The organism is Chitinophaga barathri (assembly GCF_003807585.1).
Taxonomy (GTDB): Bacteria; Bacteroidota; Bacteroidia; order Chitinophagales; family Chitinophagaceae; genus Chitinophaga; species Chitinophaga barathri.
Window position 1 is genome coordinate 161,473 of sequence record NZ_RMBX01000001.1, and the last position, 22,250, is coordinate 183,722.

The window sequence follows — 22,250 nt, forward strand, 5'->3', positions numbered from 1 at the left end:
TCAAAAAATTAAAGGCCAGCCGCTGCTCCGGAAATATAATTGTACTCGTAAACTTTGATGATGCTCCTGTCCGCGTCCAGCTGAAATTGCAGCCTTCCCAGGGGATCATACCTGAAGTGGGTGATCCTGTTGTCCGGTGTGCATTGGCTGACTACGCCCACAAAAGGCTCAAAGGCCTGCGTAGACATCGCGCTATTCTCCGGGTACAATCTCAGTTCATCGACTGCTATATTGTTCCCTGTTAAACATACACTGGAAGAACCTGCCGCCAGTTCATGCTCATAATAGACCCAGCCGTTCCATCCTGCTTCTGAATTCTTTAAAGTTCCGGCTCCGGTAAGCGTCCCATTCCTGCTCCAGTAAGTAACCAGATATTTGTTGGTCGTCGGTAAGCCCGTTTTGCAAATGCTTCCGCCTGTAAGGAATTTGTAACTGCCGCTGCCTGTCTGGGCATTCGAAGGATCCATCTGCCCTCCTGTTATCACCCAGTTGCCATGATTAGAGGTTTCAAAACTGGTGTATGCAATGGACAGGCTATCTGCATTGACAACAATCGCAACCGGATAGGTATTATTGTAGTCCCATATATATGCATTGGCGCCAAAACCCGGTTTATATCCTTCAAGCAGGTTTCCAGCTGGCCCGTAACGCGTAGCCACTTCCTGTACCACGTAATCTTTATTCCTCACAAATTTGCCGGATACAACGGTGGCCTTATGAAAAGCAGTGGATGCTACGTCGTTTTCAATTTCAAACGTTGTATCAACCAGCGTTGCATTTTTCCTGTATGTATTCAGTTTAGATGAAACCAGTTTTGGTGTAGTAGTCCCTGCGGGAATCAGGAAGCTGGAGGTTTCAACCAATTGTGTCAGCGCATTTATCCTGTTCAATCTTTTAATGGCCTCTGAATTATTTTCCGTTCCCGTAATACCGGGATATGACGCCGCAAAACCGGATACAGTCATCAATGTATCTTTAACAGAGTTCAGGGTCTTTGTCCAGGTCGGGGAAGGAAGATAGGGAATATCATATCCCATCCAGCTGGAACTGGTCACAAGCGGGTTGCCGGCAATGTTGCCCTGCGTTTTGCTGATAACAGCGGTCGCGCGCACCCAATTATTGTCTATCGCATATATTGTGGAATCCGTGTTTACCAACGTATAGGTGCTGCCCATCTTTTTATAGGTGCGTTCACTGAGCCGCTGCCCTCTCTGCCAATGTTGACCACTGTTCGTAAATGTATATTCTTTTTTACCGTGGATGCCATCCTCTCCGAATTCTTCCGTCACGTTGCTATAACCGACATAGACAGGTATCTCCGCGCCACCGGGATAACCTGTAGCGGCGGACACGATGTCATAAGTCTGGTGAATAGGTATTACATAACTACGGTTATCAAAATAGATTACACCATTTCCTTCCTGTCGTCCTCCCACATATTCCGGATTGGAAGGCGTACCCACATTTGACATTACATACTGAGAGGTCGGTATCGGAGCTGTTACAGCAAAAGGACTTTCATCGTATACATACCTGGGGATCACCACGTCCAGTTCGTCGGTCGAATAAGGTTTTCCGGGAACACCTCCGTTCTCCGAGCTCAATCTACCGCTGGATCTTGCAGGATTGGTGAACTGATGATATTTGTAGCTCCTCACCATATCGTTCAGATGGTCTTTACCATCGTAGTCGGTGATCTTTTTTACACGGATGCCCGGACCACGGTAATTATACGGTGCCATCGTAATAGGATTCGCGAGAGACGCCGGCTCCCTGATTGTAAGCTGGCAAATTGCCCAATCCCAACTGGTCCCCTCGGCAGTGTTCGTCACGTAAAACTTGTAAATACCATTCGGTAAAAAGCTCGGCGTTCCATTGGGATTTGTCCCAAAAACCCCGCCGCCCGCGACAGCTGTTACCTCAATGGAAAAAGGGCCCGCATCTGTGGCCGGGGGTGTCCTGAAGATAAAACTTACATTTTTACCATACACTCCGTTCACTTTTACAAAGGAGCGGATGGAAAAGAAAAACGGACCGGACTTCCTGAAAAGCTGATCATCTCTTTCTGTTCCCACCATATCGATCGGAAGGCTGCGCGGTGTAATGGGGAAATCCATTTTGTTATCGCCAAAGGGTATCCCGTTATACGTCAGTTCGGCGTGATAGGGGTTGGTTTCCACCCTGTTTATTTCATATTCATAAGAAGTAGTGCCGCCTGTAGGATAAGTAATTTTTTTCAACACGGCGCTCAGCGGCGCAAGGCTGTCTGCCAATCTGTTCACAATAGGTGTGGAATAGGTCAGGCTCCTGCCCGCTGGCCCCACGCTCTCTGTTCTCTGAGGCATAAGCGCCAGGTTTGGCGCAGCATTGTAATACCCCCATATATCCTGTGAGAAAGACCCTTTTTCCGGAAGATCATTCTCGTTATATTCAAACTTGTATTTTTCAGGCTCGTATACCGCACCGCTGCCAATTTCCAATGAATCCAGCCGCAGCCTGTGAAAAACGGAGCCGGGGATATCGCCGGGCGTAACCTCACCTTGGTACTTGCAATCGAAATAACTCTGGTAAAACTTCACTGTTTTCAAAACAATCCTTTGACCATTTTTTATATGATATACCAGGATGCTTTTTAACATCATATCCGCCGGTACATCCTTCCTGAACTCCCCATAATTGAACTCTACGATAATACCGTTCGATGCCGCGATCTTCCTGATCCTGCTGGTTGCATAAGACGTGAACCTGCCCACATCATCGATCGGAAGAATGCCGCCATCCCTTTTCTGAATAAACGGGGACACTTGGTTTCTGGGGAAAAATATGGATTCATTGAATCCCCCCGTGTTGTACATGGAATATTCATCATGCTCAAACAGGATATTCTGCCCGTGCAGCGTAATAATCTCTTTAAGATAGGACGTTTTGTCCGGTGATGAATAACTCGGATTTTTCTCCGCAATCATATCATAAATGTTCAGGCTGGGATTTACCGGTTCATTGAACGGCAGCGGCGGCACATATTTATACTCATGAAATTCATCCGCCCTGAAACGGTACCGCACACCATGTTCATTCGTGATCCAAAGATCATTGCCCAGCAAGGTATCTCTCCGGGCCAGCGACATTGGCGGGTCCTGCACTATCGGCGTAGTGTCCCCCCAGAACCGGAATTCAAGACCGGGCGCATTTACATATCTTTTGGGCGACTGATTTCTACGCCTTACCGCCGTGCCATCCGTATTCCATGTCCATGAATTCCCATATCCGTCTGTTGCAGTAGAAGTCTCCGTCGGTTTATAGTTCAGCTTCATCACCTCATACTTCTGCGGAACACCCATATTATTGATCATTCCACCCGCATTCAATGCCCAGCCCAAACCCACATGGGAAGAGCCTTCATCTACCTTGAATCCGCCGGCATGATAGGCCACGCTGATCGGTATTTTCACGCCGTCCAGCTCGATTTCATAAATGGGAATATTGATTCCCGGCATACCGGTAAAAATATTCACAGGCATCTCCCCAAACTTGCCCAAAGTCGTGGCAGAGGGGCTCATAGGGATGATATCGCTTTTGATCTGTGAAAAAGCCCTGGGTATAACAAAGCCAAATACAACAACAAAGAGATACGCTAATTTCCGTTTGCTCATAAGTATAGATACTAAACAATAAATTTCACTAAAAACTATACCCCAGCCTGAATTTTACAGGATCCGTCTTCGGCGTCTGGGTATTCGCCAGAAAGTCATACAGCAGTACCATATTTCCTTTCAGCTTGTTATTAATCTTGTATTTCTTGGATATGCCCAGCAGCGCGCTCCGCGTCCACACCGTGGCGTTCATGAGCTGCGTGGTGCTGGAAAACGCGGAGTTGTAATTAAACTCAAAACCGCCGTTCACAAAAAAGGTCCCTTTCAATTTGTAATCCCCGAAGGAACGCAGCCCCATGCCCTGGTGGCTGAACCGGATATTGTTAAAACCGGTGCCCATGCCCAGCTTGTAAGATGCGCCAAGGCCCAGGATGCCGTTTTTGCTGAACTTATACCCTACCTGCCCGGCAAAGTCGCCGGTAGTGGGAAAATATTGGTTGGAACGCTGGAACTGTACATTGGTGCCAAATTCCAGTCGTTGCATAAAACTTTTTGTTTTGAGTTCCTTCGGTTTGAAGTCCGGCATTTCGGCCGCATTGTCCAGGTCGGGAAAGTTCTTTTTCAGTTCGTCGAACTGTGAGCGGGCCGCGTCCATCTGCTGGCTGAGCGCCTGGCGGGCATTGGGGCCTCCGCCACCGATGCGCTGCTGGATCAATTGCTCCACCTGGCTGCGGGTTTGCAGGCCTTCCAGCTGCTGCTCCAGGTTTGCAGCGCTACCGCTTCCGGCGGAGAGGTTAAACAGGCTGGCCAGCTGGCTGTTGCGCGCGAGGAAGTCCTTATAGGCCGGCACTTTCTGTAAAAGCTCCATGGCTTTGGCCTCCGCCTTTTTACGGTCGCTGAACACCTCTTTATATCCCTTGAGCTGCTGAGCATAATAATAAGCCTCCTTGTTGATCTTCTGGAGGTCTTTTGTCATGCTGGTATATTGGCTGAGCTGGCTTTTCAGCTGTTCCCGGCGCTCACGGATGTATTGTTTGATATTTTCCGCCTGCTGGAGCTTGCCTTGCAGGGCTTTTACCTGGTCCATGGAACCTTTGAGCTTGTCCTGCACGCCTTTGGCCTGGCCAAGGAGCTTGTCCGAATCTTTGAGGAACCCGAGGGAAGACGATAAGGTATCCAGGTACCCGAAATATTGCCCGTTGAGCACTTTCTGGTACTTGTCCGTTTTGCCTTTCAGAGAGGCTTTCAGGCTGCCGAGGGAATCGATGGAGCGGGTAAAGATGTTTCTGGCGGCCACAGAATCGATCTTCATCATTTTCTGCTGCAGGCGTTTTTCCTGGCGGATCATCAGTTCCAGGGCCTTTTCCGTGCGTTTGTCCACCTGGCTTTCCAGCTTGCGGCTTTTCTGCTTCACCTGGGACAAATATTTTTCAGGTACCGCACCGGCCTTATTCAGCAGGCTATCCTGTGCGGCAGCGGGTAAAGACAAAGCGATAAGAAGTAATATACGGGTAAACATTTCCAGGTATAAGAGTGAATCTGGCGGGCAAGATATATTATTCCTTCTTCTTTTTCTCTTTTCCTTTCAACTTTTTGATCACTTTCTCTTCGTTCATAATGTCCAGGTACATCAGGCCGTTCACGTGGTGCAGGGTGCAGGAAAGGTAATAAGTGAACTCTTCCCCGATGATATAATCCATGGTCACGGTGTCTTTTGCCAGTCGGAGCTTTTTATGCGGCTCGCCAAAAAGGGCCACGAGGTCGGACTCGGAGCAGGCCGATTTGATCGGCAGATGCAGTGCTTCCAGCACTTTCCCTATCATGCCGCCGTCGTCTTTGGTAAAATCCAGCGAAATGGCGCGGGTTTCCTCAGGTTCGTTTGTCAGGCGGAGAAATGTGTTGAAGCCGGACAGCTCTCCCACCCATTGCTCACCCATAAAATCATAATTCTCCACCTCCCTGTAGTCAGGACCGGCATAAAAGTCGCTGAGCCGGATGCTATGAAACTCCTGGTACGCGATAATATCCATACAAATACACATTTATAATCAGGTTAGAAGGGGCATACGAATCCTGAGTGCTACAATAGCCGCTGGAGTAACGATACGGGGGAAGTGGCCAATCAGGTTGCATAGGTTTTGCGGTCAATAAAGTAAACCGCAGTATAAATATATAGCTATTTCTCACATTTTAAAATCGGGTTTAAAAAAATGCATTGATATTAAGCATAATACGTGACTTATATTTGTCAACCGCAGTAAAAGACGGCCCGTCATGCCGGGAATAACGCGATCAAACCCCGATCGTGGAAATAATCTACTCTATTTCGTGGCTTTCATTACTTTAGCACCCTAAATTTTGTTACCTATGAAGTTTTTACGGATCGCCATTGTTGCGTTACTCATCCAGGCAAATGCTTTTGCACAGAAAGTCACTTACGATACCATCGGCATCGGAGTCACCGCTACCGCGGCCAGGCTGCAGATCCTGGACAACGGAAGATTTTACGTGGCAAACAAAGCCATAACCGGCCAAACGGAAGATGCACAGGGAGCCAATTACATCCTGCTCCACGAATCTTATAACGGTACACTATCTATCGACAGGCATGTATCCGGGAAAATCACTGCCGTCCGTGGGAACGCCGGTTCTTTCAACCGGAGGTTCGCAGTGGAAATAAACACGTCTACGGCCTACAACGCCAATATCGGTACGCTTACCTATTTCGGCGAAGCCAGCAGGCTCGTGACGCTGACGTACAACAGCAAAACCTACCTGGCGGTAGAGATACTGAACGGGTCTACCGTACATTCATTTTCGTTTACGGGTTACCTGAATAACGCCACGCTTCAGCTGGTGACAGATAACGTAGTGACCGGCGTAACGGCATTTATTGCCAGCCCGACTGGCATCCAGGGCAATCTCAGCGTTGGCATACAAAGCGAAGCCGCCAGGCTGGTTGTTTCCGGCGGGCCGAGCTGGACCACGAACAACTGGACTAAATCCATAAAACTATACAACGCCAGCGCCATTGAATTCACGGGTGCCACCAAGTCATTCGGCATTGGGGCTTCTGCCTCCAGCTTATATTTTTCCCGCGTAAATTCGGACGGCTCCGGCGCAGCTGATTATTCCATCACTGTAGACGGCACCAATGGCAACGTAGGCATCGGTACCGGCATCAACACGCCCTCCATGTACAAACTGGCCGTGGAAGGAGCCATCGGCGCAAGAAAAGTGAAAGTAATGCAGGGTACATGGGCGGACTTCGTATTCCATGACGATTACAAGCTCCCTTCCCTGCACGAAGTGGAATCCTTCGTAAAAACAAACAAACACCTGCCCGGCATCCCCTCCGAAGCCGAAGTGATCAAAGAAGGCGTGGACGTAGGCGAAATGAACAAACTCCTGCTGCAAAAAGTAGAAGAGCTCACCCTCTACATCATCGACCTGAAAAAAGAATCACTGAAGCAGCAGGAAAAGATCGCACAACTGGAAAAGAAAATACAATAAGCATAGCCGAAACCAGGACACGGCGCCGGTGGAAACTCCCTCCCACCGGCGTTTTTCATTTGCATATAAAATCCTTAACATACATCATATCCGCTATTCTTTTTCATTGCTGTTCTTTCCTTAAATTCCATAAAAAAAAGAGTTTATGGGCAAGCAACAAACACTATTACAATTTACCGGAAGGGTGGGCGACATGATCGGCTACCGGCGCGGCGGCAGATACTTTATGCGCACCGCGCCGGAAAAGGTGAACCAGTCCGAAGCCACCAAAGCCGCCGGCCGCCTGTTCGGCGCAGCCAGCGCCTGTGGCAAATATATCCGTGAAGCGGTCATGCCCGCACTGGATATATCTTATGATACCAGCGTGGTAAACAGGCTGAACAGCCTGCTGTACCGGGAAGCACTTACAAACCCCGACTGGAAAGACCTTTCCACGCTCACCGGTTTCAGTTTTTCCAGGTATACCCGGCTGGGCGACATCCTCCGCGGCACTCCTCGCATCCAACGGGATTATCACGGCAATATCCTCGTCCTGCTCGACCATCCCGGCAGCCTGAACAAAACACCGCCTAAGGCTACGCACATCGCCATAAAAGCCATCGCGATGAATCCCGCGCAACGTAAAGATGCCGTGGCCACGGAACCTGTGCTGATAGACCTCCGGAACCCGCCTCAAGAGCTGACGCTCACTATCCCCTATGCAGCGCAGGACGCAGCGGCCGTCATCCTGGAAGTGATATTTGTCACTAAAGAAAACGGCGTGCATTACCCCATCCGGAACCGCCGTTTTTATGCGGCGGAAGTTGTGTCCGTGATCGAAACCGTAGCGGCAAAACCCAAACGCAGCTATGGCAGGCCCGGCATCAAAAAATTGCATGGCCAGGCCCCAGCCCGCACAGGCCGCAAGAAAGGCGGCAGCCCTCCGCGGGAATAAATAATATCCACCGCTCCCGTTTATCCCCTGCCACCTGACAGTAAGCCCGCTTCTGAATAACTCCCCATATCCCTTATCCATCCCCCGCTTATTTTTCTCAACATTTTCCTGAAACCAGTCCTTCTTTTCGCTCAACTTTTCACGGCAACGGATATACGCTCTTTCATTTTTAGACAAAATATACCCCTCTCGCCTTCCCGGGACCAAATTTCCCTCACTCCGCATCCTTTCCGTATCCCCTTCACATCAAGTGCACCTTTTATGCGGGAATCTCTCTGATATCCTTGCCCAACTGATCGATAGTACGGTTATCATACGGTTATCTAACCGGCCTGTAACCCCTATCATACGGGCTATCAACCACCCTTCCCTTTTTACCGGTTAAGGCTGGCCTATTCTAATACCTCTACGGCCATCCGGCAAAAGCCACAGCCTGGCCTATTCCAAGGCCATCAGTCGACAGCAACACCGTCCCCTTCCTGACCTTTATGCCGCCATGGCTATACTAGCCACAGCCATTGTTAAAATCCCCCTATTTGTCTTATTTTGCACGAAATGCAGACCTATACTTATAGCAGGACTTCCAAAATACTCATGACGCTATTATTCGCCGCCCTCCTTTCCATTTCCCTGGGCTGGCTGATATACGGCACGGAAGAACACAGCACAAAAATATTCCTGGCTGTTCTCTCAACCAGCCTTGTTGGAATATATGTATTGATGTTCAATGAATTTCAATCGAGCATTACCATCGATCAATACAGCATTCGTTATCAATCCTCGTTTTATACACGCGAACTGCTGCTCACAGAGATCAAAGGTTACCAGGAGATCAAAGACGCAACTTACCTGATCCCCCTCATAAAAGGCAAACGTAGTATCAATGTTTCCGGCTACCGGGTAAATGGAGTCGAGCTCATAGAATGGGTAGAGGGCAACTTCAAAAACCTGGACCAGCATGAAGCCAGGCAGGTCCACCTTGAGACGCTCACAAAAGAAGAAGCACGTGAAAACCGATTAAAAGTTAAAAAAGCGAAAACCTTCATCCTGCGGTTCAACCTCGCCAGCTTTTTCATCGTATTCTTCAGCTACATTTCGCGTCATGATATGAGGCTGTTGCCCTTGGTCCTGCTAATCCTTCTCCTGTCACTGCTTTTCACGGTTTACCGCTACAAGGGCATTATCACGCTCAATGAACCCCAAAACCCCAAATACCCGGACGCCGGTCTTGCCACGATGATCTGCTCAATTGGCATTTTCGCGTGCAGTTTAGATGCTCACTACGTGACTACCGCAAAGGTCTGGCCCATGGTATTATTGTTAACTGCCCTACTCACCGGGCTGCTGTGGTACATTTGCCGGGATTTCAGCCTCAAAACGGGCACCAGGATATTTATCATGATAATATATCCGCTGTTTTTCCTGGCCGCATCCTGGGGATCGGTCGTGTTTTTAAACGGCGGGCTGGATAGCTCCAAGCCGCAGTCATATTCCGCGGATATCGTTGAAAAACACATAAGAAAAGGGAAACGTACTAACTACCTGCTGCGGCTCGCACCCTGGGGGCCCGTGAATGAAATAAAGGAGATAAGGGTGTCGCGTGAATTCTACGAATCCGTGGAAACAAACGATCACCTGGAAATCAATTTATACCAGGGAGCGCTGGGCATTCCCTGGTATAAAACGATGAATAAAATAAGATGGGATATGAAAAAATAAGATACTAAAATCCGTCCCCGCCCATGTCACCACCGCCTTCTCCGTCTTTTTTCTTCTTGAAAAGGTTGGTGTCCATTTTACCGAAACGCCAGCTCACATTCAGGCGCAGCTCACGGCTCACGCGTTTGCGGTAACGTTCTGAATCGGAGAAGGAAGTCGTGGTCCAGCTGAGATCACGGTCTGTATTGAAGATATCGTTCAGGCCAAGGGCTACGGAGAAGTTCTTTTTCTTGAAGAAGTCTTTTTTCACCGCCATGTCCAGCTGGTATTCCGGCGCCTCTTCGCCCTGCGGCTCAATGCGGCGGCCTTCATATTCGCCGGTCACCTGCAGCGTAAGGTTCCAGGGCAGTTTGGTGTTGCTGTTCACTTTGCCGAACCAGGTAAAACCTGAGTTGTTCACATCTTCCGCGCTGATCTTCGTCTGCTGCATGTTCACGTTCGTGGTTACGTCCCAGGTCTTGGTGATCTGCGTGCGCACAGTAAGCTCGGCGCCATAAGAGTTACGCACATCCGCGTTGATCGGGTAGCTCAATACTACTTTGCGCTCCTGGCCGTCCAGGTTCAGCGTGGTGTCTATGGAGTAATTGGTGATCGCATTGTTCGTATTCCGGAAATAGACAGACGCCAGTACGTTCACCTTGCGGTCAAAGTCTTTCAGGTAAGAAAGCTCGAAACTGTTGGTGAACTCGGGCTTCAGCGAAGGGTTGCCCCTGCGGCCGGAGTTGGCGTTGTATTCGATGTTCGGCAGCAGGTCGCGGAACCAGGGGCGTTGAATACGGCGGCTGTAATTCAGCTGCAGCTCATGATCGCCTTTGAGTTTCTGCGTCAGGAAAATGCTGGGGAACAGCCCGATCGGGTAATCGATCTCGTAGTTCGCGCCTTTTATATTTTTCATTTCACCGCTGTAAAAAGACTGCTCGGCACGCAGGCCCGTCTGAAAACCGAAGTTGCCAAAACCACCGGTATAACTTACATACGCCGCATTGATCTGCTCGGTATAATGGTAGTTGTTCGACAAAGAAGAGTCATACATGAACTCGCCCGTGGCAAAGTCTTTCCCATAAGTGTTCAGCACGTTGTTAAACGTGCGGCTGTTGGTACGCAGCCCTGCTTCTATCTTGGATTTCTCATTGATCGGCGTTACAAAATCCACCTGGCCGGTGAGATAAGTGGTGTTGCCCGTACTATTGCCATAACGCAGCTCAGGCTGGTTGGGCGAGTTGCTGGGTGTGCCGTCCAAATTGTAATACTGGAGGGAATAATCGTTGTTGCCGCTGTTGTTCGCACGGTTGTAGGTGAAATCAGCCGTCAGTTCGCGGCCCTCTTTGGCAAAAGTGCGTTTGTAACCCAGCTGGGTGGTATAGTTGCGGAACTTGTTTTTGCTGTCGTTGTCACCAATGCCGTAGCGGAGGCGGTTTTTCTGGGCGTCCAGGTCGTAAACAGTCTGGCTGTTCAGGTTGTTAAAATCGCCGCCGGTAAGGCCCTGGGACAGGGTGATGGTGTTGCGGTTGTCTATGAACCAGTCAAAACCCACGCGCCCGTTCTGGAACTTGCGGCCGAACTCGCCGTCCTGGTACTGATCCAGGTAGGTGGTATCGTTGTTTTCCCAGTTTTTGCGCAGCATATGCTGTGTCATGGGGGAGCGCCTGTCTCTCAGGTTATAGTTGAGGAACACATTGATCTTGCCCTGGCGTACGTTCAGGTCCACACCCAGGTTGGAGCTGTTCGTGGTGGAATAACCGCCCTGGATGAGGCCGTTGATGCCCGCGCGGCGGTTCTTTTTCAGCACGATGTTCAGGATGCCGCTCATACCTTCCGCATCGTATTTGGCGGAGGGATTGGTCACCACTTCCACGTTCGCGATAGCGTCCGCGGGGATCTGGTCCAGCGTGAGGGTGCTGGGCCGGCCGTCTATAAAGATGGTGGGGCTGCCGTTGCGTACGGATACGTTGCCGTCTATGTCCACGTTCACGGAGGGCACCTGGCGCAGTACGTCGGTGGCGGTGCCGCCTATGCTGGCGAGGTTTTTTTCTACGTTAAACACGCGTTTGTCTATCGCCATGGTAAAAGCCGGCTTCTCTCCCACTACTTCCACTCCTTTGAGGGCGGTGGCGGTGGTTTTGAGGCGGATATTCCCCACGTCGGACCGGCCTTTTACGCTCACGGAGCGGAAAATGGTCTGATAACCGATAAAATATATTTTCAGGATATAAGTGCCGGGAGCAATGCTCTTAAAATCGAAATCACCGTTGCCTTTGGAGAGCATACCGGTGATGACGGTGCTGTCTTTTGCTTTCAGGAGAGCCACTGAAGCATATTCCACGGGTTTTCCGCTCTGATCGTCCAATAATTTACCAAGGATCTCCGCCTGTGCGCCATTGTCCTGCGCCATTGTCTGTGTGTTCATACACAGAAATGTTGCCAATAAGAATAATAAACTTTTCCTCATGCTATGTTTGACGTCAAAAAATGACATATCATTTGTGGCCAAATTACATATTCCACCAGGAAGGATGGAATTAAATGGATGGATGGCAAACGATTACACATCAGCAATGACGGCCATTCCGGCCGAAATAGTGTTATAACGCGTTTTAGCGGGGATTAGCATAAGGACCGGGCTGCCGCTGATGAATACCTGAGCGGCAGAATAAATTGTTGAATGGACAGTTATTACCGGAATTCCGGTTGTTTGGTTTTTAGAAATACGGCGGAGATCAGCCGGCATTATTCACCGGTAAAGAAACTCTTAAACGGTTCGCCTTTATAGCGCAGATCCGTCACTTCTACGGTAAGTCCCTCACCTTTAGGCGATTGCGCATAAAATCCGATGCGAAGGCTGTCCGGGTTTGAAAGGGAGAACGTGCGGAGGAGGTTCCAGGTTTTACCGTCGGCAGAGCTGTAAAAACAATAGATCTTGCCGGAACGTACGGCTTTGAGGTATATTTCGCCGGTGGGCGCGCTGCGGTGGTAGTTGTCGTCCGTGACGCGGTTGCGCACTACGGAGGAGCCGATGCTCACGCTGCCGTCATCCATTTTTTCGAGGAGCAGTTTGGCCCAGTTGGAGGAATCGTTGTACAGGAGGATGGCGGCGCCGTCGTACAGTGCTTTGAACTGCGGTTTGATGCGGGCGGAGAAGATAAAAGCCGTATCCGGTTTGAAGAGCAGCATAGGCACCTGGTGGACGTAAAAACTGCCGTCCACGAAAGAATAGAGGTCGGTGCCTTTGGCGGCTTTCATGCTGAATGCGTTGGCTGAGCGGATGCTGACGCCTGCGGGTTGGGCATTCCAGCTGAGGGGATGCGGGATGGCTTTGAGGCGGAGGGAATCGGAGGCCTTGGTGATGAGGGTGGCGGTGAGGCAGAGTGCGAGTAAGGCTGCTGTCTTTTGGAACATGGTAGATTAGGTTAGATGATTTGAAGGAGACGTGTAAAGGTGGAAGAAGTACCATTCAGCTTACGTATTCTTTTTAGAGCTCGGCCAGAACAAGTGCTCCTTATCTAAAAAAACCACATAAAAAACATCGTCTTCAATATAACCAACTACTACTTCTTTACTATTGGACGTGATATGCATCACCGTCCACACTACACCGAAAATATGTTTAGGGCAGACAAACTCAGAATCAGGCGGGAAATCAACTTTGGTATATTGTTTTATATGTTTGTACTGAAGGGCCTGTTGTACAGTAAATTGACTGACAAATTGTTTCCTTTTCAGGAACATCCCTAACAATCCCTCCTTTTCCCATTCATCAATGGTTTGCCCTTGGGTCGTTACTAACTTTATAAGACTAAAGCTTATTTTCCTGGTTTTCCTTCCTCTTGCTTCTCTCTCACCTTGTTCCCTTACATAAGACGGATCTCTCCTTTCATTTTTTTTCGGGGCCATACAATAGATCAATAAGATTGTCTGTAATTTCCATGGTTTCGGCTGCGCCAAATTCGTTATTCAGATATTTCTTATCTATAGCTGAATTACCTCTTACTGTTTTAGAGCTAAATTCAGACAATGAAAACAATTCGGATGCGCCGAACTGATCTTTTTCAACAAACCATATCTGGTCTCTTCTCCAAAGATCTTTATCCAATAAATTTACGTCATTCCCTGTAAAAATGATCTGTGCATTGCGTTTATTAAACTTCTGAAAAAAGTCTATCAATTTTTTTGACAGATTAGGATGAAGTTTGCAATCAAATTCATCTATCAATAATACTCTTGAATTTCTTAATGTATCGTAGATCGGCCCGAGAATATTAATCAACTTCTTCGTTCCTTCCGATTCTTCCCAAGCGGTAAAAGGAACAGCCTCAATCAACAAATTATTTTCATCGTATTTATTATGATAGGTAATGACCTCTCCGTCTTTCTCTCCTGCTTCAATATTTGTAATCTCAAGATACTTAAGTGCCAGCGCCGCCCAATTCTTAAATCCTGGCTCATTTTTTAATATTTTGGCAGTTACTTTATCATGTTTCCATTCATGCAGGCCGCTAATTACGTTTAAATTAGAAAACCATGAGAAGATCAATTTAGAAACAGGTTGATTATTTTGTGCAAGATGACTTAATAAAAGAACATTGGCATTTACATCATCCATATATTTTTCCCCTTCAGAAAAAGATTCATGATTGATTTCAAACTCCTGGCGCTCTCTTGAAAATAGCAGAATTTCTCTTTCTACTTTTCGATACAACCATTCTCTCACAATTTCTTCAGCATTGAACTCATAACCATACCGGTAGATTGCCCCTCCGATCAGAAACGACAATTCAAATGTAGTGCTCGCATTTTCGGTTATGGTATTTAACTTAAATTGATTATCCCAGTACTCCTTATCCTCTTCTTTTTTTAGCGAATCACTGAATGAATAATGAACATAATATTTCATCCAGTCAAAAGCTGTAATGAAATTGCTTTTGCCGCTGCCATTAGATCCGTACACCGCTGCTGCTTTCAGAATGTCAAACCCCCGCTCCGTCTTAATAACATTGGTATCGATATGCTCTTTGAATGACTTTACATTTGTCATCAGGAACACTAATTCCTCCTTAAAGGATCGGTAATTTTTGGCACGAAACTCTATTAACATGCTACAAATGTACAGCTTATCCGGCTAAATTGCAGATTATTTGCAATTTTAATAAACAACGTCCCTACAACACCTTCTGCAAATGATAATAAAACCCTCCCGAAAAAGGCACCGTTTTCACCACCCCAAAGCCCAGCCGCTCATACAACCGCTGCGCACCGGGGTTCTCCGTGCTCACCAGCAGACCTGCAAAGTCCAGTCCCAGCTGTTTGCCCCTTTCCGCCGCGGCCAGTATCAACTGTTTCCCGATGCCTTTGCCCTGGCTGGCGGGAGATACGGCGATACTGTCCAGGTAATATTCTCCGGGGCCGGTTTCATCTTCCGGCTGAAAGCGGTAAGACAATGATTGTTCTATAAAATCCAGCACCGGTTTGCGCAGTTCGTCCAGCCGGCCGCCGTCGTAGGCGATGATGAGGCCACCGATACCCTCCGCATCCTCGTACAGCAGGGTATTTTCATAGCTGTACTGGTTGCCGGGGCGCCTGAAAAGCGCTTCGAATATGGGCATGGAAAGCCGCGGATTGTCAAGCCCGGTAAGCTTTACGGCCACTTCCCGCATGGCCAGGAACAATAAAGGAATACTTGCGGCTGCATCCCCGGGAACGGCGGGTCTTATCATAGTTTCAAAGATACCCCAAAAAATAAATTTGGAATTACTGAACACTGTTCAGTATATTTGTGTCGTAAACATTTTATCCTAAATGGGTATATCAGATAGAAAAGAAAGAGAGAAGCAGGAAATGAAGCGGCTGATCATCGATGCGGCCCTGCGTATGTTCGTGGAAGACGGGTATGAAAAGACCTCCATCCGGAACATCGCGGACAAGATCGAATACAGCCCGGGCACGATCTATCTTTATTATAAAGACAAGGACGAGCTGCTGTACGCCGTGCAGAAAGAAGCGTTTTCCAAAATGCTGGAAACCTTCCAGGCCGAGGCCACCAGCCGCAGCCCCTGGAAAAGACTGGAGCAGATCGCGTATTCGTATGTGAACTTCGGCATCAATCACCCGGACCTGTACGACCTGATGTTTATCATCCGTGCCCCCATGAACACCGCGGAGAAAAAGGGCGACTGGGAAAATGGTGACGACTGTTTTAAATACCTGACAGACACCATCGGGGACTGTATGGAAAAAGGACTGCTGCGGTACACAGACCCAAGGGTGGCGGCGCTCTCCATCTGGTCCATGGGCCATGGCCTCGTATCCCTCCAGGTACGCTGCCGCTTCAAAGTGATGCAGCTGGCGGATGAACAGATGAGCCAGATGATCAATCTTACGATCAGGGAGTTTTTGAGGACGATCAAAGCATAAGAAACCAGGGCTTAAAGACCCAATCATCAACATAAACAAACGCAATCCACGGATTGCTTTTTTTAAGGCACACTACTAAACACCGTTCATTATGTTACCAAAGGTCATAAACCTTATCGTGTTTACCGGCTTGTTGAGTACCAGCGTTTTAGCGCAGGATACAAAGCTGGATGCATACATCCGCGAGGGGTTCAACCGCAACCAGGCCATCGCCCGGCAGAATTTCCAGCTGGAACGCAGCATGATGGCCCTCCAGGAAGCCCGGGCCTATTTTATGCCCACCGCAAGCATGATGGGGATGTATACCAAAACCAGCGGCGGCCGCACCATAGACATTCCCATCGGGGACATGCTGAACCCTGTGTACTCCACGCTCAACCAGCTCACCCAGAGCCAGAAGTTCCCCCAGCTGGAAAACCAGTCCATCCAGCTGAACCCGGACAACTTCTACGACGCCAAAGTACGCGCCTCCCTCCCGCTCGTCAATACCGAGATATGGTACGCCAAAAAGATCCGGCAGGAAGACATTACCCGCCAGCAGGCTACCGTGAACGTGTACAAACGCCAGCTGGTAAAAGATATCAAAACGGCCTATTACCAGTACTTCCAGGCCACCCGCGCCGTAGACATTTACCGCAATGCCCTCCAACTGGTCATGGAAAACATCCGGGTGAATAAAAGCATGCTGGACAACGGCATCCGCAACAACACCGCCCTTACCCGCGCGCAGACCGAACAGCAGCGCGTGGAAGCTTCCATCGTACAGGCGCAGAACAACCAGCAGAATGCCAAAGCGTACTTTAATTTCCTGCTGAACCGCAGCCTGGAAGATTCCATCCTGCTGGACAGCACCATCATAGATATCAGCGCCCGGCTGCCCGCCGGCGCCCCGCAACAGCGGGAAGAACTCATCCAGCTGGAATCCGCCCATAAAATGGCGCTGCTCGTGGAAAAGAAAGAACGCTCCGGCTTCACGCCCAAGGTGAACACCTTCCTGGACCTCGGCTCACAGGGTTTTAACTTCGCTTTCAACAAAGACACCCGTTATTATCTCTGGGGCGTAAACCTCCAGTGGGACCTCTTTACCGGCGGCCAGCGCAAATACCGCATCAAACAGGCCAGCGCGGACGCCGCCATTGCGCAGACCGCCTACAACGAAACCCAACAGGGCATCCAGCTGGAGATGGACCGCTCCGCGAACAACCACCGCAGCGCCGCGGCCAACTTCGGCAGCGCACGTACCCAGCTCCAACTGGCGGAAAAATATTACCGGGACCAGTTTAAGGTCTACAAAGAAGGCCAGCTGCTCTACATAGAACTGCTGGACGCGCAGAACCAGCTCACCAATGCACGCCTCCAGCTGTTGCAGGCCTGGGCCCAGGTGCAGATCTCGCAGGCGGACATCGAGCGCGCGCAGGCGACTTATCCTTTGCAGCACAACTAAACCTAAACATCGCCACCAGGCACTGACTATATCAAAACGCACACAATCCGAACTCAAACGCACTTTATATGAAATCTTATCTCCTTCTCCTGTTAGCGGCCCCTGCCCTGTTCAGCGCTTGCGGCGGCCAATCCACCGCCTCCGGCATTCCCGCGCAGGACGCCGTGCCCGTGAAGCTGCTGACGCTTTCCGCACAGCCCGTGGCAGGCAACATCCCCGTATCCGGCACGTTCACCACGGACGATGAAGTATTGCTGTCTTTCAAAACGGGCGGCATCATCCAGCGCATCCTTATAAAAGAAGGCGATGCCATCCGCCAGGGACAGACCATCGCCACGCTGAACAGCACCGAGATAGACGCCGCCGTGCAACAGGCCCAGCTTGGCTTCGAAAAAGCCAGCCGTGACCATCAGCGCGCCACGAACCTGTACAACGACAGCGTGGCCACGCTGGAGCAATTACAAAACGCACAGACCGCCAAAGAAATAGCCGCGCAGCAATTGCGCACCGCACAGTTCAACCGCAGCCACAGCGTGATCACCGCCCCGAGGAACGGTTTTGTGCTCCGCAAGCTCGCCTCCGAAGGCCAGTTGGTACAGCCCGGCACGCCGGTAGTACAGACAAACGGCGCGGCTTCCGGCGCATGGCTGCTGCGCACCGGCGTCAGCAACCGCGAATGGGCGGCTATACAGCTGAATGATAAAGCTACCGTGGAAGTGGAATCCGTGCCTGGTAAAACCTTCAGCGGCGTGATAGCGCGCCGCAGCGAAGGCATAGACCCTTCCACCGGTTCCTTCCTGGTAGATATCCGGCTCACTGGTGAAAGACCGTCCAATATCGCATTCGGGATGTTTGGCAAAGCCAGCATCGCCACCAGCGGTAAAGGCGAAAGCAGCCCGTCCGGCTGGTCCATCCCCTACGACGCCCTGCTGGACGGCGACGGCAGCAACGGTTTTGTGTTCATCACCAACGATGGTAAAACCGCGCATAAAGTACCGGTGACCGTAGCGGCCATCGAAAAGGACCATGTGCTGATCAGCGCCGGTCTTGAAAACGCAAAACAACTCATCATCTCCGGCAGCGCATACCTGACGAACAGCAGCATCATCCGCATCATCCCATAAACCGCCGTCATGAAAATATCAGATTACGCCGTAAAGAACTACCAGTTCACCCTGGTGATCTTTATCATGATCATAGCACTGGGCATCACCACGATCCTGAACATGCCCCGCTCCGAAGACCCGGAGATGCACGCCCCCACGTATTCCGTGGTGGTGGTATACCCCGGCACCAGTCCTAAAGACATGGAAGAGCTGATCGTGGACCCGCTGGAAAAAGAACTCAGCGCCATGGAAAACGTACTGCGCATCCGCACCACCATGCGCGACGGCCTTGCCGTGTTCCGCATCGAATACAAATACAGCAGCAACGTAGAAGACAAATACCAGGAAGTAGTGCGCGTGGTGAACAACAAACGCCGCGACCTCCCGCAGGACAACCTGTTTATAGAAGTGGAAAAGTTCCAGCCCTCGGACGTAAACGTGATGCAGCTGGCCCTCATCTCTGAAAACGCGCCCCGCGACAGGCTTAAATTCTACGCGGATAAACTACAGGAGCAACTGGAAAGGATCACGCAGTTAAAAAACGTGGAGATCTTCGGCCTGCCCGAACAGCAGGTGCGCGCCGAACTCGACCTGGAGAAAATGGCGCAGATGAACCTGCCGGTGAACAATGTGATCTCCAGCCTGCAAAACGAAACGCTCAGCATCCCCGGCGGCGCCATTGAAGCCGGCAATAGAACATTCAACATCAAGACCAGCGGCAACTTCCACAGCCTGGACGAGATCAAAAACACCATCGTATACGCTTCCGCAGGCAGGAACATTTTCCTGAAAGACATTGCGAAAGTATACTACGGTTATGCAGACGAAAACTACCAGACCCGCCTGAACGGCTACCGCTGTGTGTTTGTAGCCGCCGCGCAGAAAGAAGGTGAAAACATCACTAAAACGCAGGAGCTCTACAAACCAGTGCTGGACCAGTTCAAAAAAACACTGCCCGCGAACATAGACATGATCCAGCACTTTGACCAGGCGGACAACGTGAACCGCAGGCTGGGCAGCCTGGGCATGGACTTTATCTTCGCCATCGGGCTGGTGGCCATCACGCTGCTGCCGCTGGGTTACCGGCAGGCCTTCATCGTGATGATCTCCATCCCACTGAGCCTTTCCATCGGTATTATCCTCCTGCAATTATTCGGCTACAACCTGAACCAGCTCAGCATCGTGGGCCTGGTGGTGGCGCTCGGCCTGCTGGTAGACGATAGCATTGTAGTAGTGGAAAACATCGAGCGCTGGATGCTGGAAGGCCACAGCGCCATGGAAGCCACGCTGAAAGCCACCAAACAGATCGGCATGGCGGTAGTGGGTTGCACCGTGACATTGATCATTGCATTTATGCCGCTGGTATTTATGCCTGAAGGCGCGGGGGATTTTATCCGCAGCCTGCCGCTGGCCGTGATCTTCTGCGTGCTGGCGAGCATGGTGGTATCGCTGACTATCATTCCCTTTATGACCAGCAAAATACTGAAACACCATACCGGCCACCCGGACGGAAATATCTTTATGCGCGCGCTGAAAAAGCTGATCCATGGCAGTTATTCCCGCCTGCTGGACAAAGCGCTGCAACGCCCGGTGCTCACCATTGTATTGACCGTGATCATATTCGGGGCGTCCATTGTCGTGTTCCAGATGATCGGGTTCAGCCTGTTCCCGAATTCCGAGAAACCGCAATTCCTGGTGAACGTGGAAGCGCCGCCACAGTCGAAGGTCGGGTACACGAATGGCATCGTCAGGGAAATAGAAAAAAGGCTGAAGCAGGAAAAGGACGTGAAATATTTCTCCAGCAACGTAGGCAAGGGTAACCCGCGGATCTATTACAACGTGATCCCGAGGAATGAACAAAGCGAGTTCGCCCAGGTGTTTGTACAGCTGGATGAACATACGAACCCGAAAAGGAAAGGCGAGATCATGGAAAGCCTCCGCAAAGCCTGGACGCCTTTCCCCGGCGCCAAGGTGGAAGTAAAAGACTTCGAACAGGGCCCACCGGTAGCCGCTCCCGTGGAAGTACGCCTCTTCGGCGACGACCTGGACACTCTCCGCCAGCTGGCTGCAAACGTGGAATCCATGCTGCGCAAAACCGGCGGCACCATGTACGTGGACAACCCGGTGGACCTGAACAAAAGCGACATCCGCGTAAACATCATCCCGGAGAAAGCGCAGCAGCTGGGCATCCCCTTCGTGCAGATAGACCGCACGGTACGCCTGGCCGTAGCCGGTCTTACGTTGGGCAAATACACCGACAAAAACAGCAATGAATACAATATCCTGCTAACCCGCGCGCGTGAAGGGAGGCCTACGCTGGACGTATTTCGCAACCTCTACATCAACAACCTCCAGGGCAAGGCCATTCCTCTTTCACAAGTGGCGGAACTGAAGATGGAAACCTCCCCGGTGAACATCAACCACCAGGAGAAACGCCGCGTAGTGGCTGTAAAGGCTTTCGTACAGCAGGGTTTCCTGGCGGACAGGGTGATCAATGACGTAATCGGCAAAATGGACGCGATGAAGCTCCCATTGGGTTACAATTACGAGATGGGTGGCGAGGTAGAGTCCAGGAAACAATCGTTCGGCGGCTTCCAGAATATCATCATCGTGACGGTATTCCTATTCATTGCCGTGCTGATCCTGGAGTTTAAGACCTTCAAAAGCACGCTGATCATTCTCTCCGTGATCCCGCTGGGTATCGTGGGCGCGGCGCTGGCACTGTGGTTTACGGGCAATTCATTGTCGTTCGTGGCTATTATCGGCCTGATAGCATTGGCCGGGATAGAGGTGAAAAATACCATCCTGCTGGTGGACTTTACGAACCAGTTGCGGGAGCAGGGGCGTACGTTGGATGAGGCGATACGGGAAGCTGGTGAGGTACGGTTCCTGCCCATCGTACTGACTTCTCTGACAGCCATTGGGGGGTTGACGCCGATTGCGATTTCGAATAATCCCTTGATTGCGCCGCTGGCGATTGTGTTGATCGGGGGGTTGATCAGTTCGACTTTGTTGTCGAGGATTGTGACGCCGGTGGTGTATAAGTTGATGCCGCCGAAGGTGGTGGGGAGGTAATTAGCAGGACAATAAGTGTGCTTCAAAACAAAACAGCCCACGCGATCTGCATGGGCTGTTTGTTTTTAGTCAGCTTTTATTTAATTGTTAGATTTAACTAAAGCGGATAATCACATTTCCAAGGATAAGTAAACTTTCCCAAGTCAATATTTAACGATTCCAAAAGGCTAAAAAGCCCTTCTTCTGTTTTTGCATAATATCTCCTTTCATTAATCAAATCCTCACCTGAAAAATAATCATCCATTTTAGTTTTCTCTATCTCAAAATCAAGAACACTATAAACATGCGCGGGAACGCAATCTCTTATGGGTTCATGCTTAGGTTGATAAATCGCCAACCATCTTCTATATCCATCTAATGTCGGCTCCAATTCAGTGGCAATAATATCTCCATTCTTAAACCTATTGTAAATAGCGGTATCTAATTTATTGCGCCTCAGACCTGCGCCAGCTGGGCAG

The 22,250-nt window shown here is 50.1% G+C and carries 16 protein-coding genes; 7 read left to right on the forward strand and 9 right to left on the reverse strand.

Features of this window, described 5'->3' with window-relative positions; translation table 11 throughout:
* Positions 1–8: 8 nt before the first annotated feature.
* The 3 genes from EG028_RS00570 to EG028_RS00580 all read right to left on the reverse strand — a co-directional run bounded on the left by EG028_RS00570 (position 9) and on the right by EG028_RS00580 (position 5,623).
* Positions 9–3,497 (reverse strand): RHS repeat domain-containing protein, encoded by a 3,489-nt coding sequence (locus EG028_RS00570; protein ID WP_123864486.1) that lies wholly within the window; start codon positions 3,495–3,497, stop codon positions 9–11.
* 184 nt (positions 3,498–3,681) lie between these two features.
* Positions 3,682–5,082, reverse strand: a complete 1,401-nt coding sequence (locus EG028_RS00575; RefSeq protein ID WP_241559029.1) for a hypothetical protein — start codon at positions 5,080–5,082, stop codon at positions 3,682–3,684.
* 67 nt (positions 5,083–5,149) lie between these two features.
* Positions 5,150–5,623 carry a hypothetical protein gene (locus EG028_RS00580; RefSeq protein ID WP_120514111.1) on the reverse strand — a complete coding sequence of 158 codons (474 nt, stop codon included), beginning with the start codon at positions 5,621–5,623 and terminating at the stop codon, positions 5,150–5,152.
* 337 nt (positions 5,624–5,960) lie between these two features.
* On the opposite strand from EG028_RS00580, the gene EG028_RS00585 reads away from it, so the two are divergent.
* The 3 genes from EG028_RS00585 (at position 5,961) to EG028_RS00595 (ending at position 9,759) form a co-directional block, all read left to right on the forward strand.
* A complete protein-coding gene (locus EG028_RS00585; RefSeq protein ID WP_120514112.1) occupies positions 5,961–7,106 on the forward strand; it encodes a hypothetical protein in 1,146 nt (381 codons plus the stop codon).
* Positions 7,107–7,251: 145 nt separating this feature from the next.
* Positions 7,252–8,040 carry a hypothetical protein gene (locus EG028_RS00590; protein WP_123864487.1) on the forward strand — a complete coding sequence of 263 codons (789 nt, stop codon included), beginning with the start codon at positions 7,252–7,254 and terminating at the stop codon, positions 8,038–8,040.
* A gap of 594 nt (positions 8,041–8,634) precedes the next feature.
* Entirely contained in the window at positions 8,635–9,759 is a 1,125-nt protein-coding gene (locus EG028_RS00595) for a hypothetical protein (protein ID WP_123864488.1), read from the forward strand.
* 4 nt (positions 9,760–9,763) lie between these two features.
* On the opposite strand, the gene EG028_RS00600 is transcribed toward EG028_RS00595, so the two are convergent.
* The 5 genes from EG028_RS00600 to EG028_RS00620 form a co-directional block, all read right to left on the reverse strand.
* Positions 9,764–12,166: a TonB-dependent receptor domain-containing protein gene (locus EG028_RS00600; protein ID WP_162946176.1), complete on the reverse strand. Its 2,403-nt coding sequence runs from the start codon at positions 12,164–12,166 to the stop codon at positions 9,764–9,766.
* A gap of 320 nt (positions 12,167–12,486) precedes the next feature.
* Positions 12,487–13,155, reverse strand: coding sequence for a DUF1349 domain-containing protein (locus tag EG028_RS00605; RefSeq protein ID WP_120514117.1), 669 nt, complete (start codon positions 13,153–13,155; stop codon positions 12,487–12,489).
* A gap of 60 nt (positions 13,156–13,215) precedes the next feature.
* Positions 13,216–13,650, reverse strand: a complete 435-nt coding sequence (locus EG028_RS00610; RefSeq protein WP_120514118.1) for a hypothetical protein — start codon at positions 13,648–13,650, stop codon at positions 13,216–13,218.
* The gene (locus EG028_RS00615) at positions 13,631–14,791 is read right to left on the reverse strand and encodes an AAA family ATPase (RefSeq protein WP_206614323.1); all 1,161 of its coding nucleotides are present in this window, start codon (positions 14,789–14,791) and stop codon (positions 13,631–13,633) included. The genes EG028_RS00610 and EG028_RS00615 overlap by 20 nt, the downstream gene beginning before the upstream one ends.
* A 124-nt stretch (positions 14,792–14,915) precedes the next feature.
* Positions 14,916–15,470, reverse strand: a complete 555-nt coding sequence (locus EG028_RS00620) for a GNAT family N-acetyltransferase (protein ID WP_120514120.1) — start codon at positions 15,468–15,470, stop codon at positions 14,916–14,918.
* 82 nt (positions 15,471–15,552) lie between these two features.
* On the opposite strand from EG028_RS00620, the gene EG028_RS00625 reads away from it, so the two are divergent.
* The 4 genes from EG028_RS00625 (at position 15,553) to EG028_RS00640 (ending at position 21,792) form a co-directional block, all read left to right on the forward strand.
* On the forward strand, positions 15,553–16,167 hold the full coding sequence (locus tag EG028_RS00625) for a TetR/AcrR family transcriptional regulator (protein WP_120514121.1): 615 nt from the start codon (positions 15,553–15,555) through the stop codon (positions 16,165–16,167).
* A 91-nt stretch (positions 16,168–16,258) separates the two neighbouring features.
* Positions 16,259–17,611: a TolC family protein gene (locus EG028_RS00630; RefSeq protein ID WP_120514122.1), complete on the forward strand. Its 1,353-nt coding sequence runs from the start codon at positions 16,259–16,261 to the stop codon at positions 17,609–17,611.
* Between the two features lie 68 nt (positions 17,612–17,679).
* Positions 17,680–18,735, forward strand: a complete 1,056-nt coding sequence (locus EG028_RS00635; RefSeq protein ID WP_120514123.1) for an efflux RND transporter periplasmic adaptor subunit — start codon at positions 17,680–17,682, stop codon at positions 18,733–18,735.
* Between the two features lie 9 nt (positions 18,736–18,744).
* Positions 18,745–21,792 carry an efflux RND transporter permease subunit gene (locus EG028_RS00640; protein WP_120514124.1) on the forward strand — a complete coding sequence of 1,016 codons (3,048 nt, stop codon included), beginning with the start codon at positions 18,745–18,747 and terminating at the stop codon, positions 21,790–21,792.
* A gap of 97 nt (positions 21,793–21,889) precedes the next feature.
* Here EG028_RS00640 and EG028_RS00645 read toward each other — a convergent pair whose 3' ends face one another.
* On the reverse strand, positions 21,890–22,162 hold the full coding sequence (locus EG028_RS00645) for a hypothetical protein (RefSeq protein ID WP_123864489.1): 273 nt from the start codon (positions 22,160–22,162) through the stop codon (positions 21,890–21,892).
* Between the last annotated feature and the right edge of the window lie 88 nt (positions 22,163–22,250).

What these genes read in the sequence shown, in the direction of transcription:
- EG028_RS00570 (WP_123864486.1), bottom strand. Translation starts at nt 3,497, where the DNA reads ATGCCGGGAATCAATATTCCCATTTATGAAATCGAGCTGGACGGCGTG.
- EG028_RS00580 (WP_120514111.1), bottom strand. Translation starts at nt 5,623, where the DNA reads ATGGATATTATCGCGTACCAGGAGTTTCATAGCATCCGGCTCAGCGAC.
- EG028_RS00585 (WP_120514112.1), top strand. Translation starts at nt 5,961, where the DNA reads ATGAAGTTTTTACGGATCGCCATTGTTGCGTTACTCATCCAGGCAAAT.
- EG028_RS00590 (WP_123864487.1), top strand. Translation starts at nt 7,252, where the DNA reads ATGGGCAAGCAACAAACACTATTACAATTTACCGGAAGGGTGGGCGAC.
- EG028_RS00595 (WP_123864488.1), top strand. Translation starts at nt 8,635, where the DNA reads ATGACGCTATTATTCGCCGCCCTCCTTTCCATTTCCCTGGGCTGGCTG.
- EG028_RS00600 (WP_162946176.1), bottom strand. Translation starts at nt 12,166, where the DNA reads ATGAACACACAGACAATGGCGCAGGACAATGGCGCACAGGCGGAGATC.
- EG028_RS00605 (WP_120514117.1), bottom strand. Translation starts at nt 13,155, where the DNA reads ATGTTCCAAAAGACAGCAGCCTTACTCGCACTCTGCCTCACCGCCACC.
- EG028_RS00610 (WP_120514118.1), bottom strand. Translation starts at nt 13,650, where the DNA reads ATGGCCCCGAAAAAAAATGAAAGGAGAGATCCGTCTTATGTAAGGGAA.
- EG028_RS00615 (WP_206614323.1), bottom strand. Translation starts at nt 14,791, where the DNA reads ATGACAAATGTAAAGTCATTCAAAGAGCATATCGATACCAATGTTATT.
- EG028_RS00620 (WP_120514120.1), bottom strand. Translation starts at nt 15,470, where the DNA reads ATGATAAGACCCGCCGTTCCCGGGGATGCAGCCGCAAGTATTCCTTTA.
- EG028_RS00625 (WP_120514121.1), top strand. Translation starts at nt 15,553, where the DNA reads ATGGGTATATCAGATAGAAAAGAAAGAGAGAAGCAGGAAATGAAGCGG.
- EG028_RS00630 (WP_120514122.1), top strand. Translation starts at nt 16,259, where the DNA reads ATGTTACCAAAGGTCATAAACCTTATCGTGTTTACCGGCTTGTTGAGT.
- EG028_RS00635 (WP_120514123.1), top strand. Translation starts at nt 17,680, where the DNA reads ATGAAATCTTATCTCCTTCTCCTGTTAGCGGCCCCTGCCCTGTTCAGC.
- EG028_RS00640 (WP_120514124.1), top strand. Translation starts at nt 18,745, where the DNA reads ATGAAAATATCAGATTACGCCGTAAAGAACTACCAGTTCACCCTGGTG.